This window comes from Streptomyces glaucosporus (genome assembly GCF_039533345.1).
In the GTDB taxonomy this organism is placed as follows: domain Bacteria; phylum Actinomycetota; class Actinomycetes; order Streptomycetales; family Streptomycetaceae; genus Streptomyces; species Streptomyces glaucosporus.
On sequence record NZ_BAAATJ010000001.1, the window covers coordinates 39709 to 62468 of the forward strand.

The following is a 22760-nucleotide window of genomic DNA, read 5'->3' on the forward strand; positions in this document are numbered from 1 at the left end:
TCCGGGCGTACCTCCTGGGAACCAGCCTGGTGCCGTCGGCTGCCGCTGTCCTGCCGGCGTGGGCCGTACGGCCCATCCGCCACCCGCCCGGTCCTGCGGGCGCGTCGGCGGGACGTCAGCGGGAGCGGAGCGCCACCGCGAGCTGTGCGCGGCCCCGGATGTCGAGCTTCTGGTAGATGCGGGTCAGCCGCGCCTCGACGGTCTTCACGCTGATGAACAGCTTGGCGGCCGCCTCCTGGTTGCTCGCCCCCTCGCCGACGAGCAGGGCGAGCTGCCGCTCCGCCTCGGTGAGCGCGGCGATCCCCTCTCCCCCGGGGGAGGCGGCGGCGCCCCGGACCGGCGTCTCCGAGGCCAGCCGGTGCCAGGGCCTGGCTCCCGTGCGGGTGAAGATCTCCGCCGCCTCGCGCAGGGCCGCCTGCGCCGCCGCGCGGCGACGGCGGCGGCGTTCGACCCGTGCCAGCGCCAGCAGGGCGCGGCCGGCCTCCAGGGGCAGCCCGTGGCCGGTGAAGCGTCCGGCGACCTCCCGCAGCAGCTCCGCCCCGGCCGCCAGGTCCCCGGCGGCCGCCAGGTACTGGGCGTGGACGCGGTCCAGGCCCGTCAGGACGGTGGTGCGGTTCAGCCGCCGCGCCACCGGCCTCACCCGTTCCAGGAGTTCGGCGGCCTTCTCGGGGGCGCCCGCGGCCACGTACGCCTCGGCGAGTTCCTCGTGCCAGCGCAGCACGGACGGGTCGGTGGTGACGGCGGTGACCGGCAGGGCCAGGATGCGTTCGAGCGTCTCGACGGCCCCGGCCGCCTCGCCAGTGACCAGCTGCACCCGGCCCAGGGCGTAGAGGCCGCAGTGGAGGAAGACCTGGTCGCCCTCCTCCTCGGAGGCCCGGATGCTGCGGCGGGCGTAGTCGGCGGCGCTCAGGAAGCTGCCGCCGGCGGTCTCGGCCAGCGCGGAGCAGTACCACAGCGGGCCGGGCGAGATGCCCGCGCCCAGGGCGATGCCCACCGCGCGGCGGGCGTGGCCGAGGGCCGCGGTGCACTGGCCCCGGCGGATCTCCACCTCGGCCAGGGTGCGCAGCGTGTCCACCAGGTCCTCGGTGCGGCCGAAGCGCTCCACGTCGGGCAGGAGCCTCAGCAGTCCGGCGTGGGCCTCGTCGAGCCGGTCGTCGAACAGGGCGTGGCGCAGGGCGAGCAGCCGGGGGGCGTTGCGCAGCGCGGGCGGGAGCCCGGTGACGTCCAGGGCGGCGGCCTGCTCGGTGTGGTGCGCGGCGTCGGGCTCCCCGAGGATGCGGCTGGTGCGGGCCCGGGCCGTCATCGCCAGGACGACGGCCTCCTGGTCGCCGGCGGCCACGGCCAGGCGGTGGGCCTCCTCGGCGGTGGTGCGGGCGGCGGTGGCGTCGCCGTCCGCCAGCAGCTGCTTCCACAGCAGCCGGACCAGCACGCACGCGCGCAGCGCCGGGTCGTCGCCGGCGTCGGCCAGGGCGTGGGCGTAGGTCTCGTCGAGGTCGGTGAGTCCCTGGAAGGCGGTGTCGAGGATGGCGAGCCGGGCCTGGAGGCGGGCGCCGGTCGGGGCGTCGCGGGCGAGGATGGCGTCGGCGGCCCGTTTGGACAGGTCGGGGCGGGCGGCTCGGGCGGCGTCGGCGGCGGCCTCGACGAGCCGGTCCAGTTCCTCCCGGGGCCGGTCGGCGGGGGTGTGCTCGGCGGCGAGGAGGCCGAGTTCGGCGGCGAGGGCGTGGTCTCCGCGGCGCCGGCAGGTCTCCGCGGCCCCGGCGAGCTCGCCGGCGAGCGGGGCCGCGGCCGTGCCGGGGGCGGAGGGGTCGGCGGCCAGCGCCCGGTGGCGTACGGCCTGGACGGGGTCGCCGACCGCCGAGGCGAGGGCGGTGTGGCAGGCGGCCCGCTCGGACCAGTCGGCCTCGGCCGCCAGGGTGGCGGCCACCACGCCGGCGGTGAAGGCGACGGCGCCGTCCTCGCCCACGGTGACCAGCCCGGCCCGCTCGGCCGCGGCGAGGTCTGCCTCGGCCGAGGGACGGCCGGCCCTGCGCAGGACGGTCGTGGTGGGCCGGGCCGCGAGGGCGGCGAGCAGCAGGGTGGGGTGCGCCTCCTCGGGCACGCCGGCCAGCATGTGCCGGGCGGCGGCCCGTGCCTCGCCGCCGAGCGGCAGCGCGTCGGCGTGGTGGACGAAGGTGCGGGTGCCGGCCAGGGAGCGGCCGATGGCCAGGGCGAGGCGCGGGTTGCCGCCGCTGGCCCGGTGGATGCGGCCGGCGAGCCGGGCGGGGAGTCCGTGGTCGACCATGAGCGCGGCGATGTCGCCGGATCTGAGCGGGGGGACCGGGACGACGCGGGGGCCGAGGTGCCCGAAGAGCGTCTCCGCGTGGAGGGGGCTGGTGTGCTGCCGCTCGGCGGCCAGGGCGCGGACGCCGGGCGGCGCCTTGTGGAGGGCGAAGCGGAGCAGGGCGGCGCTGTCGGGGTCCAGCCACTGGGCGTTGTCCACCACGACCAGGACGGGTCCGGCGGCGGCGAGGACGCGCAGGACCTGGGCCACGGCCAGTCGGAGGGCGACGAGGTCCGGTCCGGTTCCGGGGGGCTCGGTCTCGCGGCGGGCCACGGCGACCGCGGCGCGCTGCGGGCGGGACAGGTCCCGCACGGCCTCCTCGGGGACGTCGTCCAGCAGGGCGGCGGCGCCCGCGCCGGGGATCGCGCGGTCCGCCTCCTCGGGGGCCAGCCACAGGACGGTCTCCCCGCGGGCGCGGCGGTCGTCCTGCCGTGCCACGGCGGCCACCAGGGCCGTCTTGCCGATGCCCGGGGGGCCGGTGAGGGCGATCCTGCCGTGGTCGCGCAGCGCGTCCTCCAGCTGGTCCAGCAGATCGCCGCGCCCGACCAGCGCCGGGTGGGGGACTCCTCTCTCCAGGCCCATACACCGCCTCCGGTCGTGTACCTGCCCCGCTCCGGCGAGGATACGGACGGGTAGCCCCGTGGTCGACGGCCGTCCGGTACGCGGTCGGTTCCCCCGGCGGCGGTCCGCCGGGAAAGCCGGCCGGGCCCGCCGGCGGGTGCAGCGCCGGCGGGCCCGGGCCCGGCCGCGGTGTGGGGGGCGGCCGGGGGATCCCCGGTGGGGGCGGGGACCGGTCAGAAGGTCAGGCTCCAGGAGTCGATGTATCCGGTGTCGCCGGCCTGGACGTCCTTGACGCGGAGCTTCCAGGTGCCGTTCGCCGCCACCGAGGAGGCGTCGACGGTGTAGGTGGCGATCACGTTGTCGGCGCTGTCCCAGCCCGACCCCTTGAGGTTGGCGGTGCGGCCGTCGGGGGCGATCAGGTCGATCACCAGGTCGCCGCGGTAGGTGTGCTTGATGTCGACGGAGACCTTCAGGTCCGCCGGGGCGTTGCCGCTGCGGCCGCTCACCGTGATCGGGGAGGTGACGCCGGTGGTGTTGTCGTCCGGGATGGAGACGTTGGCGCTGTTGGTGTAGGTGCCGCCGGCCGGGGGCTCCTCGCCGCTGTCGCCGCCGGCCGCGGCCGTGACCGTCGCGGTGGCGTCGGCCAGGCCGGCGCCGCAGCCGCCGCTGCACGTGCCGGGCAGGGTGCGGGCGTTCGACTTGATCAGCTGCTCGATCCGGGCGGGGGTGAGCGCGGGGTCCTGGGAGACCATCAGCGCGGCCAGGCCGGCGATGTGCGGGGCGGCCATGCTGGTGCCCTGGTAGTACCCGTAGCTCTCGCCGCTCGGCACGGTGGTGCCGCTGTCGATCGTGGAGAGGATGCCGTTGGTCCGGGTCGCGGTCTCGCCGCCGGGGGCGGCGATGTCGACGACCGTGCCGTAGTTGGAGTAGCTCGCCCGGTTGCCCTGGCGGTCGCTCGCGGCCACGGTGATGACGTTGTTGCAGCTCGCCGGAACGAAGTTGGCGGCGTTGGCGTTGCTGTTGCCCGCCGCGACGACGACCGCGGTGCCGCGCCCCACCGCGCCGTTGATGGCGTTCTGGTAGGTGCTGGAGCAGGTGCCGCTGCCGCCCAGGCTCATGTTGATGACGTCGGCGGGCGTGGGGTTGGCCGGGACGCCGGGGACGGTGCCGCCGGAGGCCCAGGTGATGGCGTCGGCGATGTCGGCGGTGGTGCCGCCGCACTTGGCGAGCACGCGGACGGGCTGGATCCGGGCGTCGTACGCGATGCCCGCGATGCCCTTGCCGTTGTTCGTCGCGGCGGCGATGGTGCCCGCGACGTGGGTGCCGTGCCAGGAGGACGGGCTGTCGTAACTGACGCCGCACTCACCGGCGTTGAACCAGTCGCCCTCGTCGGCCGGGTTGCTGTCGCGGCCGTTGCCGTCGCGGGCCTCGGCGGCGCTGGAGACGAAGTCGTAGCCGGGGACGATGTTGGCGGCCAGGTCGGAGTGGGCGACGTAGCCGGTGTCGAGGACGGCCACGACGGCGCCCCGGCCGGTGGACTTGTCCCAGGCGCCGGGGACGCGCATGCCGGCGGTGGACTCGAAGAGGTCCCACTGGCTGCCGTAGTGGGTGTCGTTCGGCGTGGCCATCGCGTACACGCGGGTGTTGGGCTCGGCGTAGGCGACGTCCGGGTCGGCCTCGAAGGCCTTCACGATCTCGTCGATCTCGGCCCGGGTGGTCCTGCCCTCCACCTCGTACAGGGCCGCTCCCGTGGCCAGGCGGCGCTCGAACCGCAGTTCCTGGCCGGTCTTCTTCCCCTTGGCGCCGGCTTCGGCCTTGGCCGCGGTCTTGGAGTCGGCGGCCTCGGCCCGCTCCTTGTAGGCGACGATCACGCCGTCGGCGGGCATCTCGGGCAGTTCGCCGGTCTTCTGCTGCCCGGCCCCGGGAGCGGTCTCCCCGGCCGGGGGCGCGGCGACCGCCACGGTGGCGGTGGCGGCTCCGGCCACCAGGGTGGCGGTCGCCGTCAGCACGGTTATCAGTCTTCGCCTCGAGGACTTCAAGGGTGGTCCTTTCACGGACTGCCCGGGCGGAGCCGGGCAGTGGGGGGTCTTGCACCGCAGTGGGGTCGCGGGGCCGGTGTCCCCGGGGGACCGAGCACGACTTCAGGTCCGCCCCGGGAACACCGGTGCGCCGACCATAGGAATCCGCCGACCGCCCCCGATACCGGGAAAACCCTTGTCTGCCCTCTCCCGTGCGCGGCCGCCCCCCGTGTCGCGGCGGGGAACGGGGGGTGAGCGCCGGGGGAAACCGGGAGGAATCCCCGGGGCGCCGCGTCCCTGCCCCCGGCCGGTTCCGGACCGTCCCGGGCCGGCCGGGACGGCCCCCGCCCCGACCACCGGGCAGGCAAGGCAAAAGAGTGACCGTACTGGCACATACGGGTTAATTCGTGCATGATTTTTTCGCTTCCGGCGCGGACGCGGCGGCCCTCCCCGGCCCCATTTCTCCGGCTTCCCCGGGCCCCGAACCGGCACAGCACAGATTCCCGGGATGCGCAAACGCGAACAAATGATCACGTGCGGGCCCGCAGACCCTTCCGTAGCGTCGATCACGAAGCCGCTCGCACGGGCGGTGCCAACGCACCGAGCAGCCATTTCAGGAGGACTCTGATGCTCGCTTACGCAACCACCGGAACCACTCTCGCTCCCGCCGACATGGCCGAGCGGCACGCGGTCACCGACCTGATGACCGTCCAGGAGGCCCCGATCAGCGACGCCCCGGTGTGGGCGCCCGAGGCGATCGGCATCCTGCTGCTCGCGCTCCTGCTCTCCCCCAGGGAGCCCAAGGAGAAGTAGGCCCGCCACGGCCTCGCCGCGGAAGCGCGGCGGACCACGGCAGAACGCATCAGTAAGCAACAGAACACGACAGAACGGCATGTCATGACAGACCGATCCAGAGAGGTGGGTCGCTGATGCCGGCTCCGGACGTCTCGCCGCGCACGGCATACGCCGCGGCGGTGGAGAGTCTGGCCGTCCGCGTCCTCGGTGCCCTGCGGGGCACCGGGGACGCGGTGGCGGTGGCCGCCCATGTGGACGGCGCCCCCGACCCCAAGGCGGCCCTGGCCGCCGTCCGGGTGCTGGGGCCCGATCTCTTCGCCCCCGCCCTGTTCGGCCCGGGCTCCCTCGGACCCGCCGACGTCCGGGCGGTGGCCGAGTCCTTCCGGGTCTTCCCTCCCGCACCGGACGCCACCCCCGAGGCGGCATGGCGCGACCGGACCACCTCCCTGCTCCTGGCCCGGTACGGCGGCGACGACCTGCCGGCGGTTCCCGCTCCGGAGGAGTCCGCGGAGGACCGAGGCGACGGGCACGACGGGCGCGGCGGGAGAACGGACGCCTCCTGGCGGGCCTGGTCCCTGCGCATGGCGCAGCTCTCCCCCCTCGCCCTGCCGGACGTCGACGGCCCCGTCCACGAGGCGGCGGTCCGGCGGTCCCGTGCCCTGGCGCGGGGCGCGGCCCGTGCGATGCTGCGCCGCGACTACCCGGTCGCGGCCTGCCTGGCGCGCTGGCTCGCCTGGGCCCGGTGGCGCGGGGCGCGGCCGGACCTCGACGTGGCGGCCATGGTGCGGCACATCGAACTGCACGGCGCGGGCGGGGCGCGCACCGCCCTGGACACCGCGATCGCCCGTCGCCTGCTGGAGGACACGAAGCGGCCGGGAGGCCCGACACCATGACCGCATTCCCCGCGGGATCCCCCGCGAACGCCCCGGCGCCGGCCCCCGTGCGGGAGTCGGCGCGCCTGGTCGCCACCCGCGCCCTCGGCTGGCTGCGCGGCCACTGCGAGCTGGGCACCCTGCCCCCCGGCACCACGGCGGAGCTCGCCCACCCCGACAGCATCTACAAGCCGCTGGGCGAGACGGCCCTCGCCGCCTCCCTGGTGCTGCGCGACGGCACCCCTCCCGGGGAGGCCAGAACCGCCCGCGAACTGCTCGACTTCGCCTGGTGGGAGCTGCGCGGCGGCGACATGCTCTACGAGCGCCAGCTCCGGTACATGATGATGACCGACCCGCTGGAGCTGTACACGCACTTCGTCCGCGCGGGCTACCGGCACGAGCGCCTGGACGCGCTGCTGGAGCACCTGGCCGGGCTGGTCACGGTGTACGCCGTCGAGCAGGTGCCCAACCGGCGGCTGGCCATCGCCAACGCCTCCCGTCTGATGGGCATCGACCGCGGCATCGACTGGGAGCGCCTCGTCGGCGCCACCTGGCTGGGCAACACCCCCGAGCCCTGGGTCATCGACTGGATGACGGCCTACTCCGTGACCCACACGGTCTTCCACATCACCGACTGGGGCGCCCGGCCCGGGGACCTGCCGCCGCACATCGAGGACCACCTCCAGCTGTGGCTGCCGGTGTGGCTGGACGTGTGGCGGGAGGTCGAGGAGTGGGACCTCTTCGCCGAGCTGCTGATCGTCGGCGCCTGCCTGCGGGAGCCGTACCTCGACCCGGACGCGTGGGACGCGCTGGCGTCCGCGCAGCACGGGGACGGGCTGCTGCCCAGGGACGGCAAGGAGGTCGGCGAGGACCCGGCCCAGCGGTTCCGGGACCACCACCACCCCACCGTCGTCGCCGCCGTCGCCGGCACCCTGGCGCTCTCCCGCGCCGCCGGACGGTGACCGCCCCCACCGCCGCCGGGCCGGAATCCGGTTCCGGGTCGGCGGCGCCGGGAATCGACGGCATCCTGGAGACGGTCGCCACCGCCGCGCCTGGCCCGGCGGTGGCGGTCGTCGTGCTGCGGGGGGACGAGTCGGCGGTGCTGTGCCGCGGCGCGTCCCCCGGCACCCGCTTCGAGCTCGGCTCGGTGACCAAGACGTTCACCGCCCTGCTGCTGGCCGAGATGGCGGCGCGGGGCGAGGTGCGCCTCGACGCCCCGATCGGCGAGCACCTTCCCGCGGACCTCCTGCCGGAGGGCCACGGCGACCGGATCACCCTCACGCACCTGGCCACCCACACCTCGGGGCTGCCCAGGCTGCCGCCGGGGCTGATGCGCATGGCCCTGCCCCGCTGGTACACCAACCCCTACGAGACCTTCACCCCCGACCACCTGCTGCGCGCGCTCCCCCGCACCCGGGTGCGCCGCCCGCCCGGCACGCGGGTGCGCTACTCCAACTTCGGGGTCGGGCTGCTGGGCCGCCTGCTGGCCGACGCCGCGGGGGCGGACTACGGCGACGTCCTCGCCGCCCGGGTGCTGGAGCCGCTGGGGCTGGAGGACACCACCTGCGATCCCGCGCTCCCCCAGGCCACCGGCCACCTGCGCGGACGTCCCCGCCCGCCCTGGCTCATCCCCGGCCTGCCCGGCGCGGGCGCGCTGCGCTCCAGCGCCCGCGACATGGGCCGCTGCCTGGCGGCCCTCCTCTCCCCTCCCGCGGACGCCGGCGACACGCTGCGCGCCGCGCTGCACGAGGTCACCCGGCCGCGCGTCACCGAGCCCGGCGGCGACCAGGTGTGCCTGGTGTGGAAGCGGCGCACGGTCCCCGCGGACGACGGCGGCACCCACGGGCTGCTGTTCCACTCGGGCGGCACGCGCGGCTTCACCTCGTTCGCCGGGTTCTCCCCCTCCGCCCGCACGGCCCTGGCCGCCCTCGGCAACGGGTCGCCCACCCTGCGCGGCACGTTCATCCGCGCCGCGTACCGCGCCCTGCGCGGGCTGACGGCCGCGGCGCCCTCGCGCCGTCCGGCCGGTCCCTCGGACGGTGGTTCCGCGGACGGTGGTTCCGCGGCGGGGTCCCGGCGGCCGGCCGGACGCGCCGGCCCCGCCTCGTAGGCGAAGGCCGCGGCCCGGACGCGGTCGCGCCGCCCCCGCCGGGGAGCGCGCCTCCGGCGCGGTTCCCGGGGGCCGTCCGCCGGGAGGGCCCCGGCGCCGGTTCGGACGGCGGTGGCTGCGGAACAATGAAAGGAGCGGGTGTGAGGCGGTACTGGCGCCTCACACCCGCGGCCTTTCCTGCTCACACAGGGCTTCAGCAAGTGGCGCTGAGGGTGCTCGCCGGGAGCTCCGTCTCGTCACCGGAGGTCTCCAGGCCCTGCAGGTCCAGGATCTGGTCCATGTCGCACCTCCTCTCACTGTGGCTCTGCGTGCCGGGGCGGCACTGTGGGCAAGGGGCTCAGCAGGTCAGGCTCGCGGTGGACGCCGGGAGCTCCGTCTCGTCACCCGAGGTCTCCAGGCCCTGCAGGTCCAGGATCTGGTCCATGTCGCACCTCCTTCCGCGGTGTGCTCGTGTGGTGCGCGGTGACACCGGTGGTCAGGGGATTCAGCAGGTCAGGCTCGCGGTGGACGCCGGGAGCTCCGTCTCGTCACCCGAGGTCTCCAGGCCCTGCAGGTCCAGGATCTGGTCCATGTCGCACCTCCTTCCGTCGTTCCGCGGTGAACCGGGCGAGAACCGGGCGCCCCGAGGGGGCCCGGACCCACGGTCTAGGGATCCGTGGGGGTCGTGGGACCGCCGGCCGCCGACGGCCGGTCGGTGAAGAAGGGCAGGAAGGCGCCCTGGGGGCCCATCACCGCCCGGGTGGTGAGGAGGACGCCCGCCGTGCCGGTGGCGAGGTCCATGGAGAGCTTCAGCGAGAAGTGGCCGGGGAAGGCCAGGTGGCCCTCGTAGGAGAGCGCGTACCAGTCGAGCCGGTCCAGGTGGCGCCGCACGGCTCCGTCCCTGGCCAGGGACGGGTCCCGGCGTGCCGGGCGTTCCAGGGCCGCGACGAGTCCGGCGCGGCCGTTGAACAGCTGCGGCTGCAGGACCAGTTCCGGCGCGCAGGCGGCCAGGAGGGCGGGCAGTTGCTCCCGCAGCCGGGCGTCCTCCCGCACGGCCAGCACCTCGTCCGCGACCAGGGCTATGCCGGCGCTTCCGACGTCGAGGTAGGCGAGGGTCCGCACCTTCGGGTCCTCCACCTGGAGGGAGCCGGAGGCGGTGGTGACGCAGTGGTCGAGGTCCCGGTGGAGGGCGGAGACGGCCAGGTCGAGGTGGGCCGGGTCCCGCCGCGCCCGGTACAGGCGGAGGAAGAACAGCGCCGCTCCGGACCAGCCGCGCATCAGCCCCGCCTTGACCGGGGGCGTCTTCCCGCCGGTGCCGGCGGCGCCGGGCGAGGCGTGCCACGGCCCGGCGAGCGGGCGGCCCGCGCGGAGCGCCTCGTCGAGCAGTTCGGCGATGCGGGCGATGTCCTCGTCGAAGTCGGAGGTCGCCCAGCGGTCCGCCAGGTGGAGGTAGTTGAGGCCGATGCCGGCCAGGCCGTCGTACAGCCCGATGCCGCGCACCCCGCGCGAGGGTTCCACGGCCCGCTCGACCGCCTCCCGGGCGGCGTCGGTGTGTCCGAGGTGGTCCAGGACGTGGGCGACGCCGTGCGCGCCGTCGTAGAAGCCCTGTCGGGGCCCGGGGGTGCGGGCCGCCTCCAGCAGCCACTCCCGGTGCTCGTCGCGGATCGGGAAACCGGTGGTGGACAGGGCCCACAGCACGCCCGCCGCACCGTGGGCGAAGGTCGCGCCGCCGAGCGTGAACTGCTCGGAGTCGCCGGGGAAGAGCCGGTCGGTGCGGCTCGGGTCGGCGGAGGCGACGATGCCCGCGGCCATCGACTCGGCGGCTTCCGGGCCGTACGCGGCGGGCAGGTCCGGCGTTCCGGAGTCCGCACCCGCGTCCGCGAGCAGGATCTCCCGCACCGGGTCGAGGTAGCCCTCCGGGAGCGGGAAGCGCTCGGCGACGAAGTCCAGTTGCCGGCCGGTCTTGGAGCGGTCGAGGGCGCGCAGCTTCTCGAAGGGGAAGAAGAGGGCGAGCTTGAGGGAGGCCATGCAGTAGTGGTCGATGGCGACGCCGCGCCGGCCGCACCGGGCCGAGAAGCCCATGGTGCCGAGCGCCGGCACGTGTTCGTCGTCCGAGGCGTCGAAGGACGCCTCGTAGTCGATCAGGGTGACGTCGCCGTCCGGGAGGACGATGACGTTGCCGTAGTGCAGGTCGCCGAAGGCGAGGCCGCGGGCGTGGAATCCGGCCAGGATCCGCTCGACGCGGTCGAGGATGGCCACGGCCTTCCCGGCGTACGCGGCGTAGTCGGCCGGAGCGGGGTCCTCGGAGACGAGCATGGGGTGGTTGCGGGCCATCCACACCCACAGACTCGTCCCCTCGACGTGTTCCATCACCATGAACTCGTGGCCGTCCACGGTGAGGTGGTCCAGCAGCTCGGGAACGCCCTCCGCGCCGGCCAGGAGCTCCAGGGCCCACTTCTCCCTGCGCAGCCGCCGCACCGCGTCCTCGGACTTCATGTCGAGGGCCGCGTGGGGGCGCGCCTCCTTGAGCACACAGGTCCTCCCGTCGCTGTTCCGCTCCGCCAGGTAGACGCCTCCGGCATTGGAGAAGTGCAGCGCCCTGAGAACCCGGTAAGGGAATTCCGTCCGCGTTTTCCTCCGCTCCATCGCCTCCTTGACGAAAGGCGGGACCGGGGCCCATTCGGGGACGGTGAAGACCGGGCGGCGCAGATCCGGGGCCAGGGTCCCGTCGGGTTTCACCAGGGCGGGTACGACGGCCCCCTCGTCGTCGACGCAGAAACGCTCGACGAAGGCCCCGTACCGCAGGTACAGCGGGCTGTCCGGCCACTGGAGGTCGCTCAGGATCCGAGGGCCGGTGATGCCGTCGAGTTCCTTCGACAGATCCCGCAGGACCGTCAGCAGCCGGTCGTCGTCCTCGGGGTAGACGGTGATCAGCTTCCCGCTGGCGGACCGCGGCGCGTACTTGCTGTTGTGCGCCAGGTACACCTCGGGGCCGGCGAGGTGCTTGAAGCGGACCCCCTCGCGGACGCAGTAGTCCCACACGATGCCGCAGGCCCGGTCGGCCTGGTCGGAGCGGGCCGAGACGTGGATCTTCCAGCCCTGCTCGGGCAGGGTGTGCGCGGGGGGCGTCAGATGGGTCCAGCTCCCCCGCACCGTCCGGGTCCAGCCGGCCGGCACGGGGCGGAGGGCGACCTCGAAGGGCGCCGAGCCACGGTCCCAGCGGCCGGGCACCTCGAAGAAGAGAGGGTCGGCGTAACAGTAGACCTGGCGATCTCCGGTGGCCACGAAATCCCCCGTTTGTCCAGTGGGTTCCGACAGGGCAACAGATTGGAAAGAGCCGAGAAGACTCCCGCGGAATTACCCCGGATTCATCACCGGATAATTCCCCCGGCGGGATCTCCTGGCAAATCATTGCTTACCCGATGGCGACGGTCAACACCTTTCCAGGGTTTTCCCGAGCCTTTTCACCGCCTATTACGGCACTTATTCGAGCGCCTCTTCCGAGGGTTCTTCCGACACCTCTCCCGACACATCTTCCGGGGCTCCCCGCGACGCCTCGTCCGGAAGTGTCCGGCGTATGCGCTCCAGCTCGCCCAGCACCGTCCACAGGGGCGCCGACGCACGGGCCTCCCGCCGTCCGGTCGTCACGCTGCGCGCGGCCTGTGTGGGCGCGACGGAGACGTTCGGCCGCTCGGCGAGCGTCCCGAGGTGCCGCGTGTAGACCGGGTTCTCCTCCACCCGCGGCGGCAGGGACGGCGCCAGCACCACGGGCGCGGCGGTGCTGTGCACCGTCAGCAGGCTGGGACTGTCCGCCAGGCCCAGCGCGGCGCGCGACACGTAGTGCAGGGAGGCCGGGTAGACGGCCACCGAGTCGGCCCACTCGGCGAGTTCGGCGTGGAGCGCGGTGGGGCGCGGCTCGGCCGGCCACTCGTCGGTGATCGCCTGGTGGGAGGTGAGTGCCGACAGCGCCTGGAGCGTGGTGAAGCGCTGGGCGCTCCGGGTGGCCACGACCCTGGTCTCCACCCGGGGGTAGTGGGTGCGCAGCCAGGTCAGCCAGTAGGGCAGGTGGACGGCGTTGACGGCTCCGGTGACGATCATCAGCAGCCTGCGGCCGCCGAACTCCGGCCTCGTGTCCACGGCCGGTTCTCCGGTCATGTGCGCTCTCCTCTCTCACCGGCTTCCCCGACGGGCTGTGTCATCGGTGTCATCGGGTGCCGTCGGGTGCCGTCGGGTCTCATCGGGTGCCGTACGGCCCCGGCCGGTCCGCTCCCCGGGGCGTGGGGCGCGGTGCGGACCGGCCGGGGGGTCGGGGGTGTCCAGGCCCCGCAGGGAGGGGGCCACGAGGGCGGCGACGGAGACCGGGACCAGCGTCGAGGCGAAGACGGCCATGGCCGGTCCGGCCCCCAGGCGGTCGATCAGCGGTCCGCCCAGGAGGTAGCCGACCGGGCCGGCCGCGCAGGTCGCCGCCGTGAGGACGCTGAGCACCCGGCCGAGCGCCTCGGACGGCACCCGGTTCTGGATCGCGGTGTTGGCGACGGGCGTGATCGGCCCGGCGACCAGGCCGATCGCGGTGCCCAGCAGCAGCAGGGGCACCGTGGACGGCAGCGTCGCCAGCGCCAGCAGCAGGACGGTCGAGGCGACGACCGCGCCCGCGAAGGCCCTGCGCCTGCTCAGCCGGTCGCCCAGCGCCCCGTAGGCCAGGGAGCCCAGGATCCCCCCGGCGGACATGCACAGCAGCAGAAGGCCCAGGACCTCGGGCTCGCCCCGCACCTGGAAGTACCGCGGGAGCGCGATGTTCTGCGTCGGCAGCGATCCGACGCTGAAGCCGAAGGTCAGCAGGACCAGCAGGCGCAGCAGCGGGTCGCGTCCGACGACGACGAACCCCTCCACCGCGTACCGCAATCCGCCGGCGGGTCCCGCCGTGCTCCCCGGCGCCGGCTCCTCCCCTTCCCGCCCGGCGTCCGCGGACCGCAGGAAGGACATGACGACCGCGGCCAGCCCGGACAGGACCGTGGCCGCGCACAGCGTCCAGCCGACCCCCGCCGTGCCCAGCAGCAGCCCGGCGAGCCCCGGTCCGCAGGTGACCGCCAGTCCGACCGCGGCCGAGTAGAGGGCGTTGGCCCGTTGGGCCGGGACGCCCCCCTCCCGCGCGCACCGGTTCACCAGCGCCAGCTTCGCGGTGATCCCGGACTGGTCGAGGGCGGCGCCTGCGACGACCAGCGCCACCAGCAACGGCAGCGGGAGCCGCTGCTGGAGGTGGAGCACGGCGACCAGGAGCACCGAACCGGCGGAGAGGGCGTCCGAGACGATCGAGGACGGGCGGCGGCCCATCCGGTCGACGACGATCCCGCCGAAGGCGATGCCGGCCAGCAGCGGGAGGGAACCGGCGGCGGCCACCAGCCCCGCGGACGAGGCCCGGCCGGTCTCCTCCAGGACGAGCCAGGGCATGGCGACCGCCGTCACGGCGTTCCCCGCCCCCGAGCACAGCGCGGCCGTCAGCAGGAGGGCGAGACCGCCGGGGCGCCGGGCGGAGCGCACGCGGGTCCCGCGTGACGTCTCTGCGGCCATGGCAACCTCGGGTTGTCTCGGTGGCGGTACGGGCGGGAAGGGGCGGTGGGCTCAGGGCACGGGTTCGGGCCGGGGGTCCGGCGGGGCCTCCACCGGGCCGTCCTCGGGCAGCCTCGCGTCGGGAGCCGCCTGGTAGAGACGGGCGTGGTCGACGGTGCAGGCGGGCCGGCTCTCGCCCTCGACCATCACGGACACCGCGAGGACGGCCTCCAGGAAGTCGCGCGGCCGGGTGCGGACGCTCTTGATGTGCGCCAGGGCCCGGACCCGCGAGCCGACCGGCACCGGCGTGTGGAAGCGGACCCGGTCGACCCGGTAGTTCAGGCCGAGGGCCGTCCAGCGCAGGTCGAGCAGGGTGGACGTGAGGTGCGGGACGAGCGCCAGGGTGTAGAAGCCGTGGGCCACCGGAACCCCGTACGGTCCCGAGGCGGCCCGCTCCTCGTCCAGGTGGATCCACTGCCAGTCGTGGGTGGCGTCCGCGAAGCGGCGCACGTCCTCGGCCGTCACCTCGTGCCAGGGGCTCGGGCCGAGTTCCCGGCCGATCCTCTCCTCGTACCAGCGGGCGATGTCGGGCAGCGTCGCGGGGGGACGCCCCTCCGGTTCAGAAGCCCATCGCATGGACGCCTCCGTCGACGTGGACGATCTCGCCGGTCGTGGCGGTGAACCAGTCGGACAGCAGGGCCACGCACGCCCTCGCCACCGGCGTGACGTCGTTCTCGTTCCAGCCCAGCGGCGCCCGGTCGGCCCAGGAGCCGTCCTGCTCGTCCGGGGCGTCGGAGATCCGGCTCGCCGCGAGGGTGTTCAGCGGTCCGGCGGCGACCAGGTTCACCCTGATCCCCCGGGGACCCAGGTAGCGGGCGAGGTAGCGGGCCGTGGACTCCAGCCCGGCCTTGGCGACGCCCATCCAGTCGTAGTCCGGCCAGGAGACGGAGGCGTCGAAGTCGAGCCCGACCACCGAGCCCCCGTCCCTCATCATCGGGAGCACCGCGCCCACCAGCGCCTTGAGGGAGTAGGCGGAGGTGTGCACCGCGGTGGCGACGTCCTCCCAGGGCGTCTCCATGAACCGGCCGCCGAGCGCGGTGGGCGGGGCGTAGGCGATGGAGTGCAGCACTCCGTCGAAGTGGTCGCCGTGCTCCGCGAGGCGGTCCGCCAGGGTCCGCAGGTGTTCGGCGTCCGTCACGTCCAGCTCCACGACGGGAGGGGGGTCGGGCAGCCGTTCCGCGATCCGGCGCACCAGGCGCGGCCGGTAGCCCGTCAGGACCACCTCGGCACCGGCCAGTTGGGCCTCCCGGGCGGTGTGGAAGGCGATGGACGAGGTGGTGATCACCCCGGTGACCAGGATCCTCTTTCCCGCGAGCAGCATCGTCACCCTCCCAGGCAGAGGCCGCCGTCGACGGGCAGGACCGTGCCGGTCACGTAGCTCGCCGCGTCCGATGCCAGGAAGGCCACCACCTCGGCGACCTCCTCGGGGGTGCCCTGGCGCCCGAGCGGCACCTGGGAGGGCATGGCCTCGCGCACCTTCTCGGGCAGCGCGGCGGTCATGTCGGTGTCGATCCAGCCCGGCGCCACGGTGTTGACCGTGATCCCGCGCGAACTCAGCTCCAGCGCCAGCGAGCGGGCCAGGCCCACCAGTCCGGCCTTGGCCGAGGCGTAGTTGGTCTGCCCGGCCGAGCCGGTCAGGCCGGACACCGAGGACACCATGACGATCCGCCCGTGGCGCCCGCGCATCATGTCGCGCACGACGTGGCGCGTGACGCGGTAGACGCCCGTCAGGTTGGTGTCCAGCACGTCCGTGAAGTCCGGCTCGGACATGACGGCGAAGGCGCGGTCGCGGGTGATGCCGGCGTTGGCCACCAGCACCTCGATCGGGCCCAGTTCCTCCCGGACCCTCTTGACGGCGAGGTCCACCGACTCCGGGTCGCGGACGTCGCACGGTACGGCGAGGAATCCGGCGGGCGGTTCGCTGCGGTAGGTGACGGCCACCCGCATGCCCGCCGCGGCCAGGCGCCTCGCCACGGCCAGGCCGATTCCGCGGTTGCCGCCGGTCACCAGTGCCACACGGCTCATGACGCGGCCTCCTCCTTCTCCGCTCGCTCCGGGGTCCGGGACGGGTTGGTCTGCAGGAACGCGGCCAGCGAGGCCACGGTGGGGTGCCGGTGGAGATCGCGCGGGCCGAGGTCGAGGGCGAGCGCCGTGCGCAGCCGGCGCAGGACGACCAGGCTCATCAGCGAGTCCATGCCGGCCGCGAACAGGTTCTGCCGGGTGCGCACCGCCTCCGGTTCGCAGCCCATGGCCGCGGCCACCTCGCGTCGGACGAGGTCCTCCAGTTCACGGCGGGTGCGCGGGGCGGGGCGGTCCGCGGGGGCCGGCGCCCGGCCCGTCTCCCGTCCCCGGCCGGGGGCGGGGGCGGGGTCCGGTCCGGTGTGCGCCGCGCGGCCGTCCGCCGGGGGCGTGCCGCCGTCCCGCAGGAGGTCGTCCAGGAGCGGCGAGCGGACCGCCGTGGAGAGCGCGTCGTCCACCGCGGGCCAGTCGGCGTCGGCGACGACGTGGTACTCCCGGCCGTCCGCCAGCAGCGGGCGGACGGCGGCCAGCGCCCTTCGGCCCGGCATCAGCCGCAGCCCCGAGGCACGCACGGTGTCCTCCTCGGGCGTTCCGGCGAGGCCCTCCCCGCAGGGACCGAGGACGAGCACCCGCACCGGCAGCCCTCGCCGGTTCCACGCCCGGCCGAGCGCGTCCAGGTAGCAGCTTCCCGCCGCGTAGTGCGCCAGTCCGCCGGAGCCGAGCAGGCCGGTGGTGGAGGAGACGCAGACGACGTCCTCCGCCCCGTGGTCGGCGGCCAGCCGGGTCAGCAGGGCGGTTCCCGCGACCTTGGCGCGGAACATCCCGTCGATGTGCGCACGCGTCATCTCCCGGACCGGGACGACGCTGCGCGCGAACGCGGCGTGGTGGACGGCCCGCAGCGGGGGCAGGTCGTTCCCGAACCGCGCGAACAGCTCCTCCATGGCCTCCTGGTCGGCCACGTCGGCGGTGACGCGGACGACCCTCACCCCCGCCGGCAGACCGGCCGCCCCGGCCCCGTCCGGCGCCCCGGGGGCGGGGCGGCGGGAGAGGAGGACCAGGCAGCGGGCGCCCATCGCGACGAGCTGCCGGACCAGATGCGGGCCGAGCGCCCCGGTGGCCCCCACCACGAGGTGGCTGCCCTCGCCGATGCCGGGCGCGGCCCGGCGCGGGGCGGGCGCCGCGTCCGGTTCCGGGGCGTGGCGCACCAGGCGCGGTACGAGGCGCTCCCCGGCCCGGTAGGCGCTCTGGTCGCCCGGCGGGGCGCCGCGCACGGCCGCGTGCACCGCGCCGGCCCACGCGCCGGGGTCCGCGGGGTCGAGGTCGACCAGTGAGCCCCACAGGCCGGGGTGTTCCAGGGCCACGCTCCGGCCCAGACCCCACAGCACGGCCTGCGCCGGGTGCAGCGTGTCCTCCCGGCCGGTGTGCTGGGCGCCGCAGGTGAGGAAGTGGAGCCGCGCGGACCGCGTCCCGGACGGGTCGAACGAGTCGAGGGCGCGGACGACGGTGACGGCGGAGGCGGTCAGCGCGGTCGCGGCGCCGGCGGAGCTGCCCCTGACGGCGAGTCCGGCGGCGAACAGCACGCGGTCGGCGGGGCCGGCGTCCAGCGCGTTCCCCAGCCGCCGCGTCCACTCCTCGACGGCTCCGTCGCCGCCGTCGTGCGGAGGGGCGGGGACCACGCGGCAGGTCACGCCCCGGTCCCGCAATCCGGCGATCAGGGCCGGGTGCTCCCCGACGACGACCCAGTCCTCCCCGTCCTGCGGGGCCCCGGCCCCGGCCGTGGCTCCGTCCCGGGGGCCGGCGGGACGCCAGACGAGGTCCAGCGACCACTCGGGCGGCGGGGCCGCGAGGTCGTCGGACCCGGCGGCGTTCCTGTTGGCGTCCCCGGCGGCGTTCCCGTTGGCGACGCGGGCCAGCCGCACCCCGGCGAGTTCCGCCACCGGGGTGTCGTCGCACCACAGCACGCAGTCCCCCTCGACGCCGTCGGCCGCGCACCGGTCCGGGACGACCGTGGCCGTCGCCCGGGTGACGGGCCCGGCGCCGGCGACGGTCCGCAGCGATCCGATGCCGGCCACCGTGAAGGACGTGTGGGGGAAGAGGCCGGCGGCGGCCGCTCCCAGCGTCTCCAGGGCGCCGGTGAGCAGCGCCGGGTGCACCGTGAACCGCGGGTCGCCGCCGCCCCCGGGCAGGCGCAGGACGGCCTCGGCCCTTCCGGAACCGGCGCGCAGCTCCCGTACGGTGCGCAGTCCGCCGCCGAACACCACCCCGTCGCGTTCGGCGGCCGCGTAGTGCTCCTCGGCGGTGACCGTGGTCGCGGCGAGGGGCTCGGCCGCCCCCGGGGCGGGGGACGACGGGGCGGCGTGGATCCGGGCGGAGGCGCACTGCTGCCACTCGCCGGCGCCGGCCGTGCGGGCGAACACCTGAACCGTCGCGGCGGGGGCGCCCGCATCGGTCCGGCACACGGTCTGCAGGAGGAGCGGTTCCCCGGCGGGCGGGGCCACGGGGGTGTGGAGGGCCAGGTCGCGGACCACGGGGTGGCGGAACCCCGTGGCGCGGCCGGCCGCCAGCGCCAGTTCGGCGTGGACGCCCGCGGGCAGCGTGCGCTCCCCGGCCACCTCGTGGTCGGCGAGCCAGGGGAGGTCCGCCGTGGTGAGCGCGGCCTCCCAGACGACCGTGCCGGGGCGGTCCGCCGGTTCGGTCCGCCGCCCCAGCAGGGGGTGTTCGTGGGGGGCGGCGGAAGCGGGGGCGGGGGCGGGGGTCCGGTCGAGCCAGTACGAGCGGTCGTGGTCCCAGTGGCGCGGCGGCAGCGACAGCAGCTCACCGCCGATCCACACCCGGTCCCAGTCGATGCGGTGTCCGTGGCAGTGGAGCAGCGCCGCGCCCTCGGCGAGGACGTCCACGGGGTGTTCGTCGCGCCGGAGCGTCGGCCGGACCACCGCGTCCGTGAGGTCGAGGGAGTTCAGCGTGTCCCGGACCGGTCTGACGAGCACCGGGTGCGGGCTCACCTCGACGAAGACCTCGTGCCCGTCCTCGGCCGCCGCGCGGACGGCGTCGGCCAGCATCACCGGCTGCCGGAGGTTGTCGACCCAGTACCGGGCGTCCATGCGTTCCTCCCGGCCGGCGGCGACCGTGGAGTACAGGGGGATCCTCGGCGGGCGGGGGCGCAGGTCGGCCAGTTCTGCGGCCAGTTCGCCGAGGATGCCGTCGACCTGCGGGGAGTGCGAGGCGACGTCGACCTTGACGGGCATCCCGTCGACCCCTCGCTCCTCCCACTCCGCCAGCAGGGACTCCACGGCCCCGCGGTCGCCGGAGACGACGGTGTCGCCGGGGCTCAGCCGCACGGCCACCGTCACCGCGGAGGCCAGCCCCCGCTCGGCGACGAACTCCTCGACCTCCTCGGACGGGGCCGCGACCACCGCCATGGCCCCCCGCCCCGCCAGGCGCCTCATCAGCCGGGAGCGCCGGCAGGTCACCCGCGCGCCGTCCTCAGGAGACAGCGCGCCGCTGACGACGGCGGCGGCGGCCTCCCCCATGGAGTGGCCGATCACCGCCACGGGTTCGACGCCGCGCGCCCGCCAGGCGGCGGCCAGCGCCACCTGGACGGCGAACAGCACCGGCTGCACCACGTCGATCGCCTCCAGCGCGCCCTCGTCCGGGTCGGCCAGCAGCTCCCGCACGGAGAAGCCGGCCTCCTTCCGCACGAACGCGTCCAGCTCGTCCAGCGCCTCCGCGAACGCGGGGTCGCCGGTGAGCAGTTCACGTGCCATCCCGGCCCACTGGGAGCCCTGGCCGGAGAAGACGAAGACCGGGCGGGCGGTGTCGCGGACCGCGCCGGTGACGACGCCCGGCCCCTCCTCCCCGGCGGCCAGCAGGCCGAGGCGCTCCAGCAGCCGGTCGGTGTCGCGGGCGACGACGGCGCCGCGCAGCGGGCCGTGCGAGCGGCGGACCGTGGTGGTGTGCGCCAGGCTCGCCGGCGACACCTCCTCGCGGTGCTCGGCCAGCCAGTCGCGGAGCCGCCCGGCCTCGGCGCGGTACGCCCGGGGGGAGCTGCCGTCCACGGTGACGACGACGCACCGGTCGTCCGGTCCGTCCCCGTCCGCCGCGGCCCGCGGGCACGCCGGCTCCGGCGCGGGCCCGGTGCGCGGCGCCTCCTCCAGGACGACGTGCGCGTTGGCGCCGCCGAAGCCGAAGGCGCTCACACCGGCCGTGCGGCGTCCGGGGCCGGAGGGCCAGGGCGTCCGCTCCGTCACCACGCGGATCGGCGCGTCGGCGGGTACGGCCGGGTTGAGCGAGGCGAAGTTGAGGTTTGGCGGTATCTCGCCGTGGTGCAGGGCGAGCGCGGTCTTGATGAACCCGGCGATCCCGGCCGCCGCCTCCAGGTGGCCGAGGTTCGTCTTGACCGCGCCGAGCAGCAGCGGGCGGTCCGGGTCGCGTCCGGCGCCGGTGACGGTGGTGACCGCGCCGATCTCGATGGGATCGCCGACCGCGGTGCCGGTGCCGTGCGCCTCCAGGTAGTCCACGGCGCCGGGGTCGACGCCCGCGTTCTCGTAGGCGACGCGGAGCAGTTCGGCCTGCGCGACCGGGCTCGGCGCCATCAGGCCGTTGGAGCGGCCGTTGTGGTTGACGGCGCTGCCGCGGACCACCGCCAGGACGCGGTCGCCGTCCCGCAGGGCGTCGGAGAGCCGTTTGAGCACCACGATGCCGCTGCCCTCGGCCCGCCCGTACCCGTGCGCCCCGGCGTCGAAGGTGCGGCAGCGGCCGTCCGGGGAGAGGACGCCCGCCTCCTCGAAGGCGACGGACACGGCGGGGGTGAGGAGGGCGTTCACCCCTCCCGCCAGGGCGATCTCGCACTCCCCGGCACGCAGGCTCTGGCAGGCGAGGTGGACGGCGACCAGCGAGGCGGAGCAGGCGGTGTCGACCAGCATGCTCGGCCCCCGGGAGCCGAGCAGGTACGAGAGCCGACTGGCGATGACGCCCATGGAGGCGCCGGTGGCGCTCCAGCCGCCCATGTCGTGGAGGTCCTCGGGGGCGTAGTCGGCGCCGGCCGCGCCGAGGAAGACGCCGGCCCGGCGTCCCTCCAGCGTGTGCGGGGGGACACCGGCGTGTTCCAGGGCCTCCCAGGCGACCTCCAGCACGAGGCGCTGCTGGGGGTCGGTCGTCTCCGCCTCTCGGGGGGAGACGCCGAAGAAGGCCGCGTCGAACCGGTCGATCCCGTCCAGGAAACCGCCCAGGCCCGCCGCGCCGGCCCTGATCCGGTCCCCGTCCGGCACGTCGGCCCAGCGTCCTTCGGGGACGCGGCGGATGCCGTCGCCGCCGTCGAGGAGGAACCGCCAGAACTCGTCCGGTCCGCGCACCCCGCCGGGGAAGCGGCATCCGACCCCGACGACGGCGACGGGTTCCGGGTCGGAGCCGTCGCCCGCGGCGGGCCCGGGGACGGTTTCCGCGTCGGAGGCGGGCCCGGGGGCGGTTTCCGCGTCGGAGGCGGGCCCGGGGGCGGTTTCCGCGTCGGAGGCGTCGTCGGCCTCGGAGGCCTCGGCGGCCAGCCGGCCCGCCAGCGCCGAGACGGTCGGGAAGCCGTAGGCGATGTCGACCGGCAGGTCCAGACCGAGGAGTTCGCCGAGCTCCCCGGACAGGGAGACCAGCTTCACCGAGGAGAGCCCGTATTCCCCGAAAGGCCGGTCGGTGTCCACCGAATTCCTGGGGACGTCCGCGTTCCGGGCCACCCAGTCGATGACCCAGTCGCGCAGCTCACGCTCCCGCGTTCCCATGGCGGCCACCTCCCGCGAACACGGACGAAGGGTCGGCGGAGAGTTCCGCGACCCGCTTTTCGAGCATCTCTCTGGCGGCTTTCTTGTCGTCTCCGGGAACAAGGTCGCGGGGCTGGACTCCCAGACCGTCGAGAAGCTCGTAGTACTCGTGCCGGAGTATCGATCCGACCAATGCGTCATGGTATTCGCCGTCGATGAAGAAGAAGTCCCGCAGAACTCCTTCCAACCGGATCGGGCCGTTGACGAATATCTGCACCATCTGCTTGTTGAACAGCCCCGTCATCAGGTGCACGCGGTGCGCGTTGCGCTGGTGGAAGAGGAGCTCCAGCAGCAGGTTCACGGATTCCACGCCGTAGCCCAGGCCCCACAGGTCGGGGGAGCCGACGACGTTGCCGACCTCGTAGCTGCCGGGGTAGGCGAGCTGCTGCCAGCTCACCCCGCCCACCGGCTCTCCGGAACCGTCCACGACCATCAGGTAGTTGAGGCCGTGCTTGGCCACGAGAGCCTCCATGTCCTCGGCGGTCAGGAACATCTGCCCGCCGGAGGAGTAGGTTGCCGCGACCGAGGACGACCACCGGGCGATGAGCTCGTAATCCTGCCTGCCCCTTATCGGGCGCAGCGAGACAAACTCTCCTTGCATTTCCCCACCCTTGTGATGCGGGAGCGGCGATGGCTCAGGCCGGAAATCCGTGTGTTTTCGGATGGCGCGTCTCC

The 22760-nt window shown here is 75.1% G+C and carries 14 protein-coding genes; 4 read left to right on the forward strand and 10 right to left on the reverse strand.

Going from position 1 to position 22760, the window contains the following annotated elements; translation table 11 throughout:
* Positions 1-115: 115 nt before the first annotated feature.
* Together ABD358_RS00190 and ABD358_RS00195 are read right to left on the reverse strand one after the other, a co-directional pair.
* Positions 116-2902, reverse strand: a complete 2787-nt coding sequence (locus ABD358_RS00190; protein ID WP_344628698.1) for a helix-turn-helix transcriptional regulator — start codon at positions 2900-2902, stop codon at positions 116-118.
* A 212-nt stretch (positions 2903-3114) separates the two neighbouring features.
* Entirely contained in the window at positions 3115-4887 is a 1773-nt protein-coding gene (locus ABD358_RS00195) for a S8 family peptidase (protein WP_425576216.1), read from the reverse strand.
* Between the two features lie 639 nt (positions 4888-5526).
* Here ABD358_RS00195 and ABD358_RS00200 point away from each other — a divergent pair.
* The 4 genes from ABD358_RS00200 (at position 5527) to ABD358_RS00215 (ending at position 8676) form a co-directional block, all read left to right on the forward strand.
* Positions 5527-5712, forward strand: a complete 186-nt coding sequence (locus ABD358_RS00200; protein ID WP_344628699.1) for a hypothetical protein — start codon at positions 5527-5529, stop codon at positions 5710-5712.
* Between the two features lie 116 nt (positions 5713-5828).
* Positions 5829-6587, forward strand: a complete 759-nt coding sequence (locus ABD358_RS00205) for a hypothetical protein (RefSeq protein WP_344628700.1) — start codon at positions 5829-5831, stop codon at positions 6585-6587.
* Positions 6584-7528 (forward strand): DUF6895 family protein, encoded by a 945-nt coding sequence (locus ABD358_RS00210; protein ID WP_344628701.1) that lies wholly within the window; start codon positions 6584-6586, stop codon positions 7526-7528. Before ABD358_RS00205 ends, ABD358_RS00210 begins: the two co-directional genes overlap by 4 nt.
* Positions 7525-8676 (forward strand): serine hydrolase domain-containing protein, encoded by a 1152-nt coding sequence (locus tag ABD358_RS00215; RefSeq protein WP_344628702.1) that lies wholly within the window; start codon positions 7525-7527, stop codon positions 8674-8676. The genes ABD358_RS00210 and ABD358_RS00215 overlap by 4 nt, the downstream gene beginning before the upstream one ends.
* 645 nt (positions 8677-9321) lie before the next feature.
* On the opposite strand, the gene lanKC is transcribed toward ABD358_RS00215, so the two are convergent.
* The 8 genes from lanKC to ABD358_RS00255 form a co-directional block, all read right to left on the reverse strand.
* On the reverse strand, positions 9322-11940 hold the full coding sequence (gene lanKC / locus ABD358_RS00220) for a class III lanthionine synthetase LanKC (RefSeq protein ID WP_344628703.1): 2619 nt from the start codon (positions 11938-11940) through the stop codon (positions 9322-9324).
* Positions 11941-12138: 198 nt separating this feature from the next.
* Positions 12139-12810 carry a flavoprotein gene (locus tag ABD358_RS00225; protein WP_344628704.1) on the reverse strand — a complete coding sequence of 224 codons (672 nt, stop codon included), beginning with the start codon at positions 12808-12810 and terminating at the stop codon, positions 12139-12141.
* A gap of 15 nt (positions 12811-12825) precedes the next feature.
* Entirely contained in the window at positions 12826-14223 is a 1398-nt protein-coding gene (locus tag ABD358_RS00230) for an MFS transporter (RefSeq protein WP_344628705.1), read from the reverse strand.
* A gap of 51 nt (positions 14224-14274) precedes the next feature.
* Positions 14275-14838 (reverse strand): MaoC family dehydratase, encoded by a 564-nt coding sequence (locus tag ABD358_RS00235; RefSeq protein ID WP_344628706.1) that lies wholly within the window; start codon positions 14836-14838, stop codon positions 14275-14277.
* Positions 14822-15589: an enoyl-ACP reductase FabI gene (fabI, locus tag ABD358_RS00240; protein WP_344628707.1), complete on the reverse strand. Its 768-nt coding sequence runs from the start codon at positions 15587-15589 to the stop codon at positions 14822-14824. Before fabI ends, ABD358_RS00235 begins: the two co-directional genes overlap by 17 nt.
* Positions 15586-16287 carry a beta-ketoacyl-ACP reductase gene (locus ABD358_RS00245; protein WP_344628708.1) on the reverse strand — a complete coding sequence of 234 codons (702 nt, stop codon included), beginning with the start codon at positions 16285-16287 and terminating at the stop codon, positions 15586-15588. The genes fabI and ABD358_RS00245 overlap by 4 nt, the downstream gene beginning before the upstream one ends.
* Positions 16284-22046, reverse strand: coding sequence for an SDR family NAD(P)-dependent oxidoreductase (locus ABD358_RS00250; protein WP_344628709.1), 5763 nt, complete (start codon positions 22044-22046; stop codon positions 16284-16286). The genes ABD358_RS00245 and ABD358_RS00250 overlap by 4 nt, the downstream gene beginning before the upstream one ends.
* Entirely contained in the window at positions 22027-22686 is a 660-nt protein-coding gene (locus ABD358_RS00255; RefSeq protein WP_344628710.1) for a GNAT family N-acetyltransferase, read from the reverse strand. Before ABD358_RS00255 ends, ABD358_RS00250 begins: the two co-directional genes overlap by 20 nt.
* Between the last annotated feature and the right edge of the window lie 74 nt (positions 22687-22760).